This window comes from Paenibacillus sp. 19GGS1-52, from assembly GCF_022369515.1.
Taxonomy (GTDB): domain Bacteria; phylum Bacillota; class Bacilli; order Paenibacillales; family Paenibacillaceae; genus Paenibacillus_AQ.
Map to the genome: position 1 here is coordinate 1,293,658 of NZ_CP059724.1, position 16,310 is coordinate 1,309,967.

Here is a 16,310-nt window from a genome sequence, read left to right on the forward strand (position 1 = left end):
ATATGAAAGAAAATAACAATCGGTTGGGCTGGTTATTCACCAGTCCTTACCTTCTGTATTCCATCGTTTTTTTCTTTATTCCGTTGATCTGGTCCTTCTATCTGTCCTTTACCAACTGGGACTTGATCGCACCAGACTTTCAATTTGTCGGTTTTGATAATTTTGCGAAAGCTTTACAATCACCAAGCGTCCATGCCGCATTCTGGGTGACCTATAAATTTATGCTGGTATTCGTGCCATTAGTCTCTGTAATGGCCTTGATTGTATCCGTGTTGGTTCATAGTCTTCCCAAGTACAAAAGTCTGTTTCTAGTGGGCTTCTTCTTGCCTTATTTGTCTTCCGGTGTGGTTTCTGCCTTGATTGTTAAGGGCTTTCTATCCTATAACAGCCCTTTAAACATGAGCCTTCGGAAGATCGGAATTCGCATTGACTGGTTAGGTACCTCTTGGTCCGCATTATTCATCGTCGGACTGATTATGGCTTGGAAATTCACGGGTTATTACGCCCTTATCTTAACCGCTTCTCTGGAGAGCATAGATCATGAAGTGTATGAAGCCGCTGCTATTGATGGTGTGAACAGCAAGCAGCGTTTCTGGAGAATTACTCTGCCGTTATTGTATCCGGGTTTCTATACAACGCTAATCCTGGCGTTTGGTGTGACCTTCGGGATATTCACCGAGGTCTACCAGCTGACCGGCGGCGGACCGAACTTTGCGACAAATACATGGCAGATGGAAATTTTCAGCCAAGCCTTCAAGAACCTGCAGGCAGGTTATGCTTCAGCGGTGGCGCTGTTAGCTTCTATAGCTACCTTTGTTTCGATCTATATCATCAGAAAACTGCTTGAAAAGTGGGGTGCGCGAAATGGTTGGGTCTAAAGATCATAGAAGAACCAGGCTAATCCTGCTCTATTCCCTAGCGACTGTTCTTCTGTTCGTTATGGTATACCCGTACTTGTATATGGTGCTTAATTCATTTGCGGATTGGGGTCAGGTTGACCGCAAGTTAATTCCAACTTCATATTCTTTGAAATCCTACTCCTGGTTGTTTACAGGTGGAGAATCCGGCGTATCCCGTCCGTGGCTGGGGGCATTTCTTAACAGCGTGATCGTTTCGATCGGCTCCACGGTGCTGATGATGCTGTTTGCAGTGATGGTGGCTTATGCGCTTTCCAAGCTTCGATTCCGGGGACGCGATACCGTCAATAACTTTATTCTGTTTCACATGTTTTTTCCGTCCATTATCCTGCTGATTCCGAGCTTCCTGATCATTCAGAAGCTGGGTTGGTATGACACCTACTGGGCGCTGATCATTCCCAAAGGGATGAGCTTATGGGCGATCTTTATGTACACGAATTTCTTCAAGGCCGTTCCGACCGTGTTCATTGAAGCAGCCAAGCTGGATGGAGCCAAGGATTTTCAGATTCTGTACAGAATTATGATCCCCATGTCCAAATCCATCACGAGCGTCATTTTCCTGTTCTTGCTAATGGAACGTTGGACGGAATTGTTATGGGATATGATCATGGTTCGCAGCGATAACATGCTGACACTGAACGTATTATTATCACAAATGTTCGGCCCTTACGGTACGTACCCGGGTCCATTATATGCTGGTTCTGTACTGCTATCCCTACCGATAATTATCCTCTTTATTATATTCGGTAAGAACTTCCAACAAGGGATGCAGGTCAGTTTGAAGTAATCAACTGTACGAATAAATAACAATCCCAAGGGAGGGGAAGTTTGCCATGTTTCAACATCGGCCAAGTTTGAAATCAGTCGAAGAACTCTTACAGGAGTTCATGTCGAAAGATTTCAATATTATGAATGCTGCGAAACTGTCTTTTACCGGAATAGGTGATAAAGACGTATACAATATTTCCGCTCCTTTTGAAGATGCAGGGGAGTTCGTCATTGCCGGGCGAGTCGAGTCAAGAGATAGTGAACATTCTGAAGTATACTTTTTTGTGGAAAAAGAAGGGCAATGGCTACCCCGCGAAGATGCCCCAGTGTTGAGACTGCAGGACCCCTTCCATACGCGGATCGGTCAGGAACTCATAGTGGGTGGTGTACAGACATTCCCTCATCCCAAGAAAGCAAATCGGCTGATGTGGAGAACGGTTTTCTACAAAGGTACAGAACTTGCTAACCTGAATCTTTTCTTTGTCGGACCCGATGGAATGAAGGATCTCCGGTTGGTCGAACTCCATGACGGAGAGATTGGCGTATTTACTCGCCCGCAATGGAAGGGGAAGAAGGGTGGACGCGGCAAGATAGGCTTCTTCCAAGTGTCCTCTTGGGAGGAATTAACGATGAGTACCATCGTGGAAGCTCCACTGTTGGATCAGCTGTTCTATGATTCAGAGTGGGGAGGAGCCAATGAGGCCCACCGCTTACGGGGCGGCAAGATCGGTGTGCTGGGTCATATCGCCCGTTATGACAAACGGGGGCGCAGCTATTACCCGATGGTATTCACCTTGGACCCTAAGACGGGTGAACGCACGGATGTGGAACTTATTGCTGTCCGAGCTCATTTTGTTCCGGGACCGTCCAAACGTCCGGATCTGGAGGATGTAGTGTTCAGCGGAGGACTCCTTCGTCATGAAGATGGCACCGCCACTCTATATGCGGGAACAGGCGATGCTGAAGCGCAGCGGATTACGATTGATGATCCTTTTATCAAATATGAAACTTGACCTCTGAGGAGTTTACACTAATGAATATACACAGATATGCGGAGAACCCGCTGATTACACCTGCGGATGTGTTTCCACACCGGGCAGATTTTGAAGTGATTGGAGCGTTCAACGCAGGGATAACCACCTATAAAGATGAAGTGCTGATGCTGCTGCGAGTAGCGGAGCGTCCAATCAGTCTAGATCCCAATATTATAAAAGCACCCGTGTATAACCCGGACACCCACGAATTGGAGCTGCTCGAATTTCGCAAGGATGATGATCGTTATGATTTCAGTGATCCGCGTGTGATTCGCAATAAGTATAAGAGTGGGACCTTTGAATATTTGACGTCCTTGTCCTATATTCGAATTGCCAGAAGTACAGATGGTCACCAATTTACGGTGGATGAGTCCCCTTTCATCTATCCGTCTAACCTTCAGGAAGTATTCGGAATCGAAGATCCGCGGGTTACGCAGATCGGCGATACGTATTATATATACTACTCGGTAGTTTCACCAGTCGGGATCGGAGAATCGATGGTTTCGACAACAGACTTCATAACCTTGAAGCCGCATGGAATGATTTTTGGACCGGACAATAAGGATGTGCTCATCTTCCCTGAGCCAATCAACGGCAAGTATTACGCCCTGCACCGACCTACGATGAAGAGCATTGGTGAGCCGAATATCTGGATCGCTGAATCGGATAATCTGCTGTATTGGGGCAACCATAAGCATCTTCTGGGACTTCGGGAGGGCATGTGGGACAGTGGCAGAATCGGCGGCGGTGCCGTTCCTTTCAAGACGGAGAAGGGCTGGCTGGAATTGTATCACGGAGCCACGCTGGATCACCGTTATTGCATGGGGGCTGTATTGCTCGATTTGCATGATCCAACAAAGGTGCTCGCCCGCTCGAATAAGCCTGTTATGGAACCGGAAGCGGACTATGAGAAGAATGGATTCTTCGGCGATGTGGTCTTCTCCTGTGGAGCGATTGTGGAAGGCGATATCGTCAAAATGTATTACGGCGTCGCTGATACGTCAATGGCTTGTGCAGAGCTGAGTCTGCAAGAAATTCTAGACAGTCTGGACTACCTGTAGTCTATAGAATAGCCAAAAAGAACGCCAAAACAATGTGAATCTGTTTTGGCGTTCTTTTTAAATTAGGGAAGGGAGTACGCAAATGAGAATACAAGAGCACTGGAAGCTGCGTGATTTTGATCTAGGAGAAACTAATGACCTGGAAGTGGCAGCACCCCAATATGATGATTACTTCTGGATGGCTGCGGAAGTGCCGGGAGATGTTCATTCAACACTTAAAGAGCATGGACTCATTGAGGACCCCTTCTTCGGACATAACGACCAGAAATGCCGCTGGGTGGAGGAGAAGGTATGGTGGTATCGGACGGTATTTCAATATAGTGGAGACTTGATTCCCGGCGAGAAAATAGCGCTTATCTTTGAGGGCTTGGATACATTTGCCACCGCTTATTTGAATGGGGTCGAGCTTGGGTCCACGGAGAATATGTTTATCGCTTTTTCTTTTGAGGTCACCAGAGAATTGCAGGCCGGAGCTAATACCCTTGCTGTGAAATTTGATCCGGTACATTATCGGGTGGGAAGCCAGGCTGTGTCGAGCTATTGGTCCGGTTACAGCAAGGAGCGTGTGTGGACACGGAAAAATCAGAGTCATTTTGGCTGGGATTGGGGGCCGCGTCTGGTTACAGCAGGTATTTGGAAAGAGGTACGCTTAGAGAAACGGCGATATGCGAAGCTGGACAATGTCTATGCACGAACGGTAAATTTGAATGAAGGGCAGGCCGACATTGAGATATCTATGGATCTGCTGGTCTGGGAGCGGAATAAAACATATAAGGCCCTTATTGAGTTGAAGGCTGAGGGAGAGACCGTCAAGAATAGTATATTGCCTATAGAGATGAGCCAAGGCTTCCACTCGGACGGTGCGATTATGGGCACTCTTCTTCATGGCACTACCAACATGGTGATCGAAGAGGCTAAGCTATGGTGGACTCATGATCTGGGAACTCCTTATCTCTACGATTTAGTGGTTACGGTGTTGGCGGATGACGAGGCCATAGATACGTATAAACAGCCCTTTGGACTTCGCCTGATCGAGCTTAAGCAAAGTGATGAGAACGGGGAACCCGCGTTTACTTTTTTCCTAAACGGAGTCAAAGTGTTCGCCAAAGGAGCCAACTGGATTCCAATCGACAGCTTTGTCGCAACGGTACCGGAGCAGCGCTATAAGCACTTGATCGCCATGTCAAAGGACGCCCATATGAACATGCTCCGCGTATGGGGCGGGGGCATTTACGAAAGAGACATCTTTTATGATGAGTGCGACCGGTTAGGCATCTTGGTCTGGCAGGATTTCATGTTCGCTTGTGCGCTATACCCCGATTACAATCGAAATTTCATGGATATGGTGCGCCGTGAAGTGGAGCAGGTGACCAAACGGCTGCGGAACCGGACTTGCCTGGCCTTATGGTGTGGCAATAATGAGAATGATTGGCTCTATGAAGCGCTTCACAGTAACGGAGCGATCCCCCATCCCTACTATGGAGAGAAAATCAACCATGAGCTTATGCCTGCTCTTCTGCAGCAGTTGGATTTATCGCGGACCTTCTGGCCGAGCTCACCGTATGGAGGGAACGACCATAACTCCAGACAAGTGGGAGATTCTCATAACTGGCAGGTATGGCATGGCAACAGAGAGCCGCGTATTTTTGGTGAGCCACAAGTGCAGGATTATAGCGTAGAAGGCTTGTCCTTCAAAAAGTTTAAAGAGGACGATACTAAATTTGCCAGTGAGTTCGGGATGCATGCCTCAGCTAATCGGTACACTTTACAGCGAAACGTCCCTGATTCCAAGCTGATCTGGGGCAGTAAGGAAATGATGAACCGCAACAAGGATATTAACCATCTTAAAGGGATGATGATAATGGAAGGTTATACAGGTGTTCCGGCAGACTTGGAGGAGTACATCAATTATTCCATGCTTACCCAAGCGGAAGGTTTAAAATACGGAATCGAGCACTACCGCCGACATAAACCGGAGACAAGCGGGGCCTTGTTCTGGCAGTTAAATGACTGCTGGCCGGGTACTAGCTGGTCGGTCATCGATTACTACGGTTTACCGAAGGCAGCTTATCATTATGCCCGGAAATTCTTCCATCCGGTGCTGCTTACCGCCGAATATACCCCAGGTGATCAAGAGATTATGCTGTGGGCTCTGAACGATACACGAGTAAGATTCGTGGATACTGCACATTTGGAAGTCTTCAATATGCTGGGACAAAGCTTGTTTCATACGTCATATGCAGTTTCTGTAGAAGCTGTGGGCAAATGCCAGCTTGTCCTTTTGAAAGTGGAGGATTTACTTCAAGGATACGCAGCCTCCGAGGTAGTCTGTACTTTGCGCTGGGCAAGTGGAACGGGGGAGGAGCAATTCTTTTATTTGCTGGATTATAAGGAGATGCAGTATGAGCCTGCTCATGTTGAAGCTACAGTGAATGAAGCAGAGCAGACCGTTACTGTGACCACGGATCGGGTGGCCCGGATGGTGAGGCTGGAAATCGCCCAGGAGTGGTTGCAGTGGGAAGATAATTTCTTCGACCTGATCCCTGGCAGTTCGCGCACGATTAGGGTTAAGCAGGCGGATGGACAGACGATTCCCTGGAATACTCTGAGCATTTCGGCAATGAATAGCCAACGCTAAGATAGCCAATCTGTATTTTTTATTAAACGTAGAGTGAATTTCCCTGTTAAACATTTTGCTTTTTTAGCTTCAGCATCATATAATTAGTACCAAGTACTAATATCTGATACTAAGTTGAGGGGTGAAGCTATTGATAGGCGCAAGAATTACAGCTATTGGTTCTTATGTTCCGGCCAAAAGACTGACTAATGCCGATCTGGAGCGTATGGTTGAGACTAACGATGAGTGGATTGTCCAGCGGACCGGAATCCGGGAACGCAGAATCAGCCGTGAGGATGAATATACCAGTGATTTATGTACGGCTGCCGTTCAGGATCTGATGAAGCGTTATGGAAAAAGCGTTCAGGATGTGGACATGATCCTTGTGGCTACCAGTACACCTGACTTTTCTTCTTTTCCTTCAGTAGCCTCATTAATTCAACATCGCTTAAATATTCCACTAACTGCAGGGGCTATGGATTTGAGTGCGGCTTGCGCAGGTTTCGTATATGCATTGCATACTGCCCACAGCTATGTAGCTTCCGGAATGCACCGCAAGGTGCTGGTTATTGGCGCGGATACGATCTCCAAGATTACAGATTATACAGATCGTAGTACATGTATCCTATTTGGCGATGGGGCTGGGGCTGTACTTGTAGAAAGTGATGAGCAGTCTACGAGCTTTATGGGCTTCAATTTGGGCAGCGATGGCAGCGGTGCGCAACATGTATACCGTACAGGCCTATCCCGCACCCTGCAAGATATCGAGCTGATCGATTCACAGCTGCTTGTGCAGAATGGGAGAGAGGTTTTTCGGTGGGCGGTAAGAACCGTACCCCAGGGTGTTCAGCAGTTGCTTCATCAGGCAGGGGTTGACCTAGCAGAAGTGGACTGGTTTATTCCGCACAGCGCGAATATGCGGATGATTGAGCCGATCTGCGAAAGAATGAATTATCCTATAGAGCAGGTGCTGCATAGCCTTGTGAATTATGGCAATACTTCTGCAGCTACGATTCCCTTGGCACTTGATTTAGGTATCCGTGAAGGCAAGGTTCAGAATGGCCAGCGGATTCTAATGTACGGCTTTGGAGCAGGACTGACCCATGCCGGACAGCTGGTCCAACTCGATCTGGACGAACAGAAGTCCCAGCCTACTCAAGGATAATTACAGCGAATAATTTCGCACCTTCCTTAAAGAGACAATAAAGGACACCTCTCGAAGGCTTGATGGAGGTGTCCTTTCTATATTTGCCAGTTATAAGATTTATTGCGGGAAGTAATTACTTAAGCTGCTGCCGCAGGATTCGCGGACGATCAGTGCAGGTTCAACTACGAAAGAGCCACCCTCTGACTGATTATTAATGAGGTCAAACAGCATGTGGGCGGCGAGAACACCAAGCCGTTGTTTGTTCTGGCGGATGGTAGTCAGCGTAGGACTTGTATATTTGCAGGCTTCAATATCATCACAGCCGATAACGGCCATATCCTCAGGAATACGGAGGCCGTGTTCCTTCAAGGCGCGAATAGCTCCCAGTGCCAATAAATCTGAGGCGGCGAAGATTGCTTTGGGCAGACTGCCGGATTGAATTAACTGCTGCATAGCAGTATAGCCGCTGGGCTCAAAAAAATCGTCGCCATGCACAAACCACTTCTCATTGACATTCAGGCCAAAACCTTCGATAGCCTTGATATAACCTGCTTCCCGCTGGTTGGAGATATCTGAATCTGAGGTACTGCCGATAAAACCCAGTTCTCTGTAGCCAAGCAAATAGAAATGCTCTACGACCTTGGAGGAGATCTGGAAATTATCGGACATCACATAACCCGACTTCTTGCCTTTAAGCTCAAGATCAACGCCAATACAAGGAATGCTGCTCATGTCGAGGTCACGGATCGCGGTTTCCATCTTCTGCCCGGAGATAATTACGCAGCCATCCACATGGAAATGAAGACACCTGGAGAAATAATCCCCACCACTAATAAACTTCTCGTTCGAAAAGAAAATGAGATCGTACCCCAGTACACCCATCTGCTTCTTGAAGGAATTGAGGACCTCTACAAAAAAAGGATGCGTAAAATCAACATTAAACTCACCGGCAAAAATAACACCGATCAGATTCGACTTTCTGGTAGCCAGTGTTTTGGCCGAGTTGGAAGGCGAATAACCAGTCTGTTCGATGATCTCCAGCACTCTTTGTTTTGTCTTTTCGGAAACATCCGTATAATTATTCATAATCTTCGAAACTGTGGAGACAGAAACGCCCGCCATTTCGGCAATTTTTTTAATATTCAATTGCAACGCACAGCCACCTTCCGGCTAGAAATCAATTACAATTAAGTTTATTCGTAAAGGTAAAACAAGTCAATTGGCTAACGACGATACTATTTTCGAAAATAATTTCGTCTTTAATACTTATCCTATAAGCTTAACGAAAACCACGAAACATGAATATGTCTCTGCATGGAGTAATGCTATTTGCATAAGATAGTAATGGATGCAGAGAATAATCGCATTCCCTTTTCAAGTTTATTAAAAAAATAATAATTTATAGGTTTCACACGATAATTTATCCTTATATTTCTCGAAGAAACGGGTGCAGTCCATATAAAGGATGGCGAAGCCGTTTCATCTTGTTTTACAGCTTATTATGAAATATGCTATGATGAGTGGATAATTAGGCTACAAAAATGTAACTTGTACGCTAACTACTGTTCTTTATATACACATCATAAGGAAGCTCATTTAACAAACACCCCGTGAGGGGTGTTTTTCTTGAAATATAATAATTTATAGGTTTCACATTATAAATTATCTTTATATTTCTCGAAGAAACGGATACCATCCCTAAAAGGACGGTGAAGCCGTTTCATCTTGAAATATAATAACTTATGCTTTGTCGTAAATCAGGAAGCAGCTGCTGCAAGGAGTCAAGAGAGGAGACTGCTTCATGACAGAGTCTATAAATGCCTGGATTGATTGGCTGCTGCAAACATTAGGGCTCTCGGGGCCGTCCATTTTGTTCGCGACCCTTCCGCTCGCATTGCTGCAAAGTTTGTTTGGATTTTTCCCATTCGCGATTCTGATTGTCTTGCATGTCTCCGTATTTAACGTAATCGGGGGCATGCTGATCAGCTGGCTGGCCTGCAATGTAGGCGCGGTGCTGGTGTACTTCCTTTTCCGGCGTTACTTGTATAGCTGGTTTGACAAGAAGTGGGGCTCGAAGCTGAAGCGGTATGATAAATGGCAGCGTTATTTAGACCGGTATGGCATATGGACCTTGGTATTGCTGCGGACAGTTCCAATTATCCCGAACAATGTTATTAACTTTATGGCGGCAGTATCGCCGATTAAAGCTTCGGCCTTTATTTGGGGAACGGTGCTGGGCAATATGTCATACATCTGGCTGTTCGGAACGATCAGTTCTACCCTCATTGTGCCGCGGGAAGAGTGGAATGGCTTTCTAACCTGGTACGCTGTGTTCATGGTGATTCTTATCGGCATCTTTATCCGGAGACACTGGGGCCATCTGCAGGAAGATAAACGGAGCAGAATGAACTGAATGCAGCAGTATTAATATCATGATAATGGCTAAGAAGAATGTTTCCCTAGTGAGTTCTTACGCGGGGTTACGTTCTTCTTTTTTGTCTTCTTTCTGAATACCTTATACCAATGTAGGCGGCTTGACCGCCTTGTAAGGCGGGAGGGATAAGGGAGCAATGGGCAGAACAAAAAAATGGGGGAGCCGAAGGCTGAGAATACCCGATCTTGGCCGCCTAAGGCTGCCGAAAATGAGCTGGGACGGCATACCAAGACCTGCAGGGAGAAGCCCGGCGTTTAAGGCGAGACCCAGCAAGGCAGGGATTTGGCCAACGGGGACACGCTTTGAAGCTAAGCGGGGGCGGAATAGGGTGAAATTGACCGGTAGGGAAGAAAGAAAACAAGCAACTTCCAGCGGAATACAGAAGATACGTAAGCCACGTAGCCGTCGTAAGTTCTGGTTGATCATCTCTCTATTGCTGATAGTAGTTGTACTGCAGAGCCTGCGCTATGTTGAGCTGCATTTGAAGCCGCCCATCTTGTATTTGGCGCAGATTCGTGTGAAGCAAATCGCCACGGAGTCGATTAATAAGGCGATTTCCTCTCAGGTCGCGAGTGGAGGCAATGCCGAGGAGCTGATTGACTGGAAGACCGATAAGAATGGGAAAATATCGGGTTTTATGCTTAACTACGCGGAGCATATGCGTATTACTTCCAAAGCGGCAGAAGTGATTCAGTCTACATTGCAGCAGCTCCATAATCAGACAGAGTATATTCCACTCGGTCAGGCGCTGGGCAGTCCGTTGATCGCTTCTTTTGGACCGGATATCCCGATCAAGATTCAGCCGCAGGGTGCGGTTAAGGTTGAACTCAACACCCGTCAGCAAAATGCCGGAATCAATATGATTCTGGTCGAGGTCTTTATTCATATCGTGACCGAAGTCGCGGTGGTGATTCCCTTTGATATGGAGCCACAGGTTGTCGATACAGAAATTCCCGTATCCTATCTGATGGTGGTTGGTGATGTGCCGATGTATTATTACGATAACCAAGGCCAGCCTGTGGGTACAAATGGAAGCAGTGCACCTGGCATTGCGATTCCGACCCCTTCGCTAAACGGGAATAATTCAGGGACATCGGAAAGTTCAACTAATAAAGAGGGGAATAGCACCACCAATCAGAGTAGCGGTGTAGTAGCAGTTCCAGAGACCGATGTGAATAACACGGGTAATAGTAATGCTGGGACGGTTACGCCATAGAGTGTGAAAAGTACTGTAGCGTGAGCACTCCCGGAGCATGTAGTGGCTTCCGGGAGTTTTGTGATATATTGGATAATAAGTATTTTATATAGAAATGATACCTGAATAATGAAAAGAGGGACATCATGGATAGCTGTTTATTTATTCACGGCTTCACCGGTGGCGAATACGAAATCTCTCCGTTGTCCGAGTATATGGAGCAGCATCATTACCGTTCGATAACCTTTACACTGAAAGGACATGGTGGAAGCAGGCAAGATTTGCTGCATTCCGACAGACATGATTGGCAGCGGAGTGCTGAGAATGAATTGACCAAGCTATTAAAGACGAATGAAGCAGTTCATCTCATTGGCTTTTCCACCGGAGCACTGATTGCCTCCCAGCTATCTGTACAGTATAAACCACGGATTAAATCGCTCACTTTATTGTCTACCCCTGTTTTCCCGCTGAATCCAATCGAACTGCTCAAGACCTTTGCCAGCCTCTCCATGCTTAGAAATTATATTAGCAAATTTGGTTCCACCCCTGCTAAGGCGACCAGAGAGTTTCAACGTCTAGTCCGTGAGAGCTTTGATGTGTATCCACAGATTGAAACTCCGACCTTGATTGTACAGGGTAAACGTGACCACCTTGTAAAGTCCAAAAGTGCTAATTACTTGCAGCAAGTAATCCCGACTAGTCACAAACAGGTACTAATGGTGGACAATAGCGGTCATATGGTTTGTCATTGCGAGGACAAGGACTGGATCATGAATGAAGTGCTGAAGTTTATCCAGCGAGTAGGGTAGTTGAAGAAATTCTTCTATTTTCCCAAGAAACGGATACTGTCCCTAAATGGATGGTGTCCGTTTCTTTTTGGTTGTGCAGCAAATATTTTTAAGCTTGACAACGCATACATACGCATGGTAATTTCTAGTAGGGAAACCGGTTTCCCTATGACGTTCTAATATGAGAGGGAGATGAGGAATGAAACGCAAGTTATGGTTTATACCTATTCTGATTACGTCCATGATTCTTTCTATTGTCATTAATTTATTCGTCGTATCACCGGTTAAGGTGAGTGCAGCCAGCATAGGTACAGTTACCGAGAATGACACTATTTACCAGATTATGGTTGACCGCTTCAACGATGGAGACTCTTCCAACAATGCGACCGGCACAGCTATTCGCTACGGTGAAACCTCGGAAGATGACTTCCGATATATGAAAGGCGGCGACTGGCAAGGGATTATTGACAAGCTGTCCTATATCAAAAATATGGGTTATACAGCCATTTGGATTTCCCCAGTAGCCGAGCCGCAGATGACCAACCGGGATAACAATGGAACCGGAAAAAACACAGCTTATCACGGGTATAACGTGAAGGACCCTAACGCAGCAAATCCCTACTTTGGAACGAAGGAGAAGCTGAAGGAACTGGTTGATTCGGCACATGCACTCGGCATCAAGGTAGTTATTGATGTGGTTCCGAATCATATCGGGGATTATATGCTCGGCAGCCAGGCGTATTATGATATTCCTACACTACAACCGGTAGCCCCTTTTAACAATCCGGCCTGGTATCATCACAATGGGGATATTAACTGGTCGCTTACAGACGGAAGATATGATCAGTGGGCGCAGGATTATTTGGAGAATCACGACCTGGGCGGGTTGGATGATATCGACTTTGATGTTCCTGCAGCCAAGGAGGCTGTATTCAATTCCATCAAAGGGTGGTTTGACTATACGGGAGCCGATGGAGCTCGTGTTGATGCTGCCAAGCTGATAAAACCAACGGATATTGGGGCCTTGCAAAATCTGCTTGGTGTCAACACGTTTGGCGAGAATTTTGACGGTAATGCCGAATTTGTCTCACGCTGGGTTGGCAGCGGGAAGGAATGGGGAATGCTGGATTTTCCGCTGTTCTTCTCAGTTCTTAACAGCTTTGCCTACGGACAATCCTTTGATTCCAATATCAAAAGTACGTTGGCACTAGACTCCTACTACAATGGAAATGCCAACCATATGGTTACCTTTATCGACAATCATGACCGCAACCGTTTTCTGACGGAAGCCGGGGGAAGCGTAGAGAAGATGCAGAATGCCTTAACCTTCATCTTTACGGTACGAGGCACCCCAGTTGTTTTTCAGGGAACGGAGCAGAACAAAGGGAATGGCAACAGCCAGATTATGACGGGGGGAATTGCCGATACTTGGAACCGCTGGTCGATGGTGAAGCGGGATGCTAGTGGCAATGTTATTGAGAATTATTTTAATGAGAATACAAGCACTTATAAGTATGTAGCCAAGCTGAACGAAATCCGTAAAAACAATCCGGCCCTGCGTACAGGCACACAACGTGAAATGTGGTCGGCCCAGAATCTCTATGCCTTCTCACGGCGTATAGACAGCGGAAGCAATCTAGGTCAGGAGGCCATCTCCGTATTTAGCAACGCTGCCAGCGGTTCACAGACCGCAACGATTCCACTGCGTGCTGAGAGTACGCTCTCGGTAGGAACCGTACTGATTAACCAGTTGAATACTTCGGATACAGTTACTGTGCAAGCTGGAGGTGCAACCGGCAAACAGATTACAGTGACTGTCGGAGCCAATGCTGCGAAGATCTATGCTAAACAGCAGCAGCCAGTAGATACAGTGGCTCCTACTGTCCCAACGGGCGTGAATGCCACAGTGCAGAGCGCTTCAAGCGTTCAAGTAAGCTGGACGGCATCCACTGATGTTGTGGGTGTAACTGGCTATGAAATTTACCGCAATGGTGTAAAGGTTGGGACCTCTGCAACAACCTCTTATACGGATACTGGGTTATCTGCGAACACGACCTACACCTATACTGTAAAAGCTTTTGATGCCGCAGCCAATCTATCGGTGCTAAGCGCAATTGCAACAGTGACGACTCCTGTGGGGAACAACGTTACCATTTATTATAAGCAGGGCTATACTACACCGTATATTCATTACCGTCCTGTGGGAGGAACCTGGACGACATCGCCGGGTGTGGCTATACCGGCCTCGGAAGTGAGCGGATATAACAAAATCACGATCAATATCGGCTCCGCAGCCCAGCTTGAAGCCTGCTTCAACAATGGCTCCGGCACCTGGGATAGCAACGGTGGCAGCAATTACCTGTTCGGCACCGGAACATGGACCTATACGCCGACTGGAACGATTGTATCGGGCGGACCAGCGGTCCCTACCGCGACGCCGACAGCTACACCAACCCCAACGGTGACACCGACAGCAACACCAACACCGACGCCAACCGTGGCGCCAACACCAACGGTCACACCAACACCGACAGCTACGCCAATAGGAAACACCGTGAAGGTCTACTATAAGAATGTTGCCTTTAGTAATTCTTATATCCATTACAAGCTAGATGGCTCAACAGTCTGGACGACGGCTCCAGGCGTACAGATGACAACTTCCGGCTTTGCGGGTTATGCAACAGCGGATATCCCACTGGGCACCTCAGTCGGGCTGACGGCAGCCTTCAATAATGGCAGTGGAACGTGGGACAGCAACGGCGGCAGCAATTATCATTTTGCCGCAGGAACCTGGAGCCTCGTGAATGGCAGTATTGCAGCCGGTGAGCCACAGGCGGACAGCGTCACCTTCCGTGTAAGCGTTCCGGCAACTACACCAGCCAGCGGGCCGATCTATCTCACGGGTTCGTTCAACAGCTGGAATGCGGCAGATGCGGCTTACCAGCTAACCAAAGGCAGCGATGGGGTATATTCGATTAAGCTGAGTCTCCCCGCTGGAACTGCAGTGCAGTATAAGCTCACGCGGGGAACGTGGGCAACCGTGGAGACTGCAACGGGTGGTGGAGATATCGCCAACCGGGCGCTGACACCATCCGGTGGCGCACAAACAGTAACACTGACGGTGCAGCGCTGGAAGGATCAATAAATTTAAAGGTGTACTAAAAGCCAAGGAGCGGCTCCCGTGGGGAGCCGCTCCTTGGAAATTCCTGTATTTTTTACAATAATGACAGACAGTATTTTATCCAGCGTTTCCACGAGTGCCCACAACTTAGCAAGAAGAATTTCTCAGGGTTGATTCACGTGGTATAAGCTCCGGCTCTAGCAGCAGATAACGGGAAGGCAAATCGCTGTTGCGGATTCGGTCCATCAGCAAATGGCCTGAAGAGACACCTAGACTGAACGTATCAATATTTAATGAAGTTAAGGGTGGGGTTGTATAACGGGATAGAGGATATTCGTCGAAAGCAGCTATCCCCAGCTGTGTGGGCACGTGTATTCCTAATTCCTTGGCTGCCTGAAGCACTCCGAAAGCAACGTAACTGCTCATACACACGATGGAGTCCGGCCGTTCTTCGCTCTGCAGAAGCTTTAGCGCTGCCTGATAGCCACCATGCTCGTCGGATTGTCCATTTACGATCCAGTTGCTGTTAACGGTAATTCCTGCCTGCTGAAGCGCCTGCCGGAAGCCATTGCAGCGATGGGTAAAGATGGTTTCGAACTGCTGGCCGCCGATAAAGGCAATAGCGGAATAGCCCTGTTCCAGCAAATGGCCAGTTAACATTCTTCCACCTAATACATTGTCAAAATCTACCCAGCTTGCAGGAGGAATGATCTCGCCAATGGAGATATAAGGGAACTGAAGCCGGTTCAGTTCTATAGACAGTTCCTCAGTCAGCACTGAGTTGTTGGCAATGAGGCCATCCACACGTTTGCTCCGCACAAGCCTGTTCAGAAAATGTCCCTCCGGATGGTCATGCTGTACATTGGAGAGGGTTAATTCGTAATTCAGGGGACCGATGACGCTCTCGATTCCACCGATGATGTTGTAGAAGAATTGATTCAAGAATTCACTTTCTTTGGACATGTCAACCAGTAAGCCGATATTTAGGCTGCTTTGTCTGGCTAGACCTGTGGCGATGCTGCTAGGTATGTAGTTCATCTGCTGCATGATATCCTTGACTTTGCGCTTCGTATCCTGAGATATTTTGGGTGAATCGTTCAGCACCTTGGATACAGTGGATTTGGCTACATTAGCTGCTTTGGCAATATCCGAAATCGTAACCTTCATCATTTTCCCTCTTGACCTGAATCGATATTTGTAACCATAATAACACAAATTTAGCAGGCCC

The 16,310-nt window shown here is 47.3% G+C and carries 12 protein-coding genes; 10 read left to right on the forward strand and 2 right to left on the reverse strand.

Going from position 1 to position 16,310, the window contains the following annotated elements:
- Positions 1 to 2 precede the first annotated feature (2 nt).
- From H1230_RS06020 to H1230_RS06045, 6 genes are all read left to right on the forward strand, one after another.
- Positions 3 to 878 carry a carbohydrate ABC transporter permease gene (locus H1230_RS06020; protein ID WP_239714637.1) on the forward strand — a complete coding sequence of 292 codons (876 nt, stop codon included), beginning with the start codon at positions 3 to 5 and terminating at the stop codon, positions 876 to 878.
- Positions 865 to 1,704: a carbohydrate ABC transporter permease gene (locus H1230_RS06025; protein ID WP_239714638.1), complete on the forward strand. Its 840-nt coding sequence runs from the start codon at positions 865 to 867 to the stop codon at positions 1,702 to 1,704. The genes H1230_RS06020 and H1230_RS06025 overlap by 14 nt, the downstream gene beginning before the upstream one ends.
- Before the next feature lie 46 nt (positions 1,705 to 1,750).
- Complete coding sequence (locus H1230_RS06030) at positions 1,751 to 2,698, forward strand: DUF1861 family protein (protein WP_239714639.1); 948 nt, start codon at positions 1,751 to 1,753, stop codon at positions 2,696 to 2,698.
- A gap of 20 nt (positions 2,699 to 2,718) precedes the next feature.
- Positions 2,719 to 3,780, forward strand: coding sequence for a BtaManbiosPhlase (locus H1230_RS06035; protein WP_239714640.1), 1,062 nt, complete (start codon positions 2,719 to 2,721; stop codon positions 3,778 to 3,780).
- 82 nt (positions 3,781 to 3,862) lie between these two features.
- Positions 3,863 to 6,418 (forward strand): beta-mannosidase, encoded by a 2,556-nt coding sequence (locus H1230_RS06040; protein ID WP_239714641.1) that lies wholly within the window; start codon positions 3,863 to 3,865, stop codon positions 6,416 to 6,418.
- A gap of 130 nt (positions 6,419 to 6,548) precedes the next feature.
- Positions 6,549 to 7,562 (forward strand): ketoacyl-ACP synthase III, encoded by a 1,014-nt coding sequence (locus tag H1230_RS06045; protein WP_239714642.1) that lies wholly within the window; start codon positions 6,549 to 6,551, stop codon positions 7,560 to 7,562.
- Between the two features lie 99 nt (positions 7,563 to 7,661).
- Here the strand turns inward: H1230_RS06045 and H1230_RS06050 are convergent, their stop codons facing one another.
- Complete coding sequence (locus H1230_RS06050; RefSeq protein WP_239714643.1) at positions 7,662 to 8,690, reverse strand: LacI family DNA-binding transcriptional regulator; 1,029 nt, start codon at positions 8,688 to 8,690, stop codon at positions 7,662 to 7,664.
- Positions 8,691 to 9,345: 655 nt separating this feature from the next.
- Between H1230_RS06050 and H1230_RS06055 the strand changes: the two genes are divergently transcribed.
- From H1230_RS06055 to H1230_RS06070, 4 genes are all read left to right on the forward strand, one after another.
- Complete coding sequence (locus H1230_RS06055) at positions 9,346 to 9,957, forward strand: TVP38/TMEM64 family protein (protein ID WP_239714644.1); 612 nt, start codon at positions 9,346 to 9,348, stop codon at positions 9,955 to 9,957.
- A 157-nt stretch (positions 9,958 to 10,114) separates the two neighbouring features.
- Positions 10,115 to 11,194, forward strand: coding sequence for a sporulation protein YunB (gene yunB / locus H1230_RS06060; RefSeq protein ID WP_345773401.1), 1,080 nt, complete (start codon positions 10,115 to 10,117; stop codon positions 11,192 to 11,194).
- Positions 11,195 to 11,319: 125 nt separating this feature from the next.
- Positions 11,320 to 11,982, forward strand: coding sequence for an alpha/beta hydrolase (locus H1230_RS06065; RefSeq protein ID WP_239714645.1), 663 nt, complete (start codon positions 11,320 to 11,322; stop codon positions 11,980 to 11,982).
- Positions 11,983 to 12,160: 178 nt separating this feature from the next.
- A complete protein-coding gene (locus H1230_RS06070) occupies positions 12,161 to 15,106 on the forward strand; it encodes an alpha-amylase family glycosyl hydrolase (RefSeq protein ID WP_239714646.1) in 2,946 nt (981 codons plus the stop codon).
- Between the two features lie 123 nt (positions 15,107 to 15,229).
- Here H1230_RS06070 and H1230_RS06075 read toward each other — a convergent pair whose 3' ends face one another.
- Positions 15,230 to 16,252 carry a LacI family DNA-binding transcriptional regulator gene (locus H1230_RS06075; RefSeq protein WP_239714647.1) on the reverse strand — a complete coding sequence of 341 codons (1,023 nt, stop codon included), beginning with the start codon at positions 16,250 to 16,252 and terminating at the stop codon, positions 15,230 to 15,232.
- Positions 16,253 to 16,310: the final 58 nt, after the last annotated feature.

Coding starts and splice junctions, on each gene's coding strand:
- H1230_RS06055 (WP_239714644.1), top strand. CDS start 9,346: ATGACAGAGTCTATAAATGCCTGGATTGATTGGCTGCTGCAAACATTA.
- H1230_RS06035 (WP_239714640.1), top strand. CDS start 2,719: ATGAATATACACAGATATGCGGAGAACCCGCTGATTACACCTGCGGAT.
- H1230_RS06040 (WP_239714641.1), top strand. CDS start 3,863: ATGAGAATACAAGAGCACTGGAAGCTGCGTGATTTTGATCTAGGAGAA.
- H1230_RS06065 (WP_239714645.1), top strand. CDS start 11,320: ATGGATAGCTGTTTATTTATTCACGGCTTCACCGGTGGCGAATACGAA.
- H1230_RS06030 (WP_239714639.1), top strand. CDS start 1,751: ATGTTTCAACATCGGCCAAGTTTGAAATCAGTCGAAGAACTCTTACAG.
- H1230_RS06075 (WP_239714647.1), bottom strand. CDS start 16,252: ATGATGAAGGTTACGATTTCGGATATTGCCAAAGCAGCTAATGTAGCC.
- yunB (WP_345773401.1), top strand. CDS start 10,115: ATGGGCAGAACAAAAAAATGGGGGAGCCGAAGGCTGAGAATACCCGAT.
- H1230_RS06070 (WP_239714646.1), top strand. CDS start 12,161: ATGAAACGCAAGTTATGGTTTATACCTATTCTGATTACGTCCATGATT.
- H1230_RS06025 (WP_239714638.1), top strand. CDS start 865: ATGGTTGGGTCTAAAGATCATAGAAGAACCAGGCTAATCCTGCTCTAT.
- H1230_RS06020 (WP_239714637.1), top strand. CDS start 3: ATGAAAGAAAATAACAATCGGTTGGGCTGGTTATTCACCAGTCCTTAC.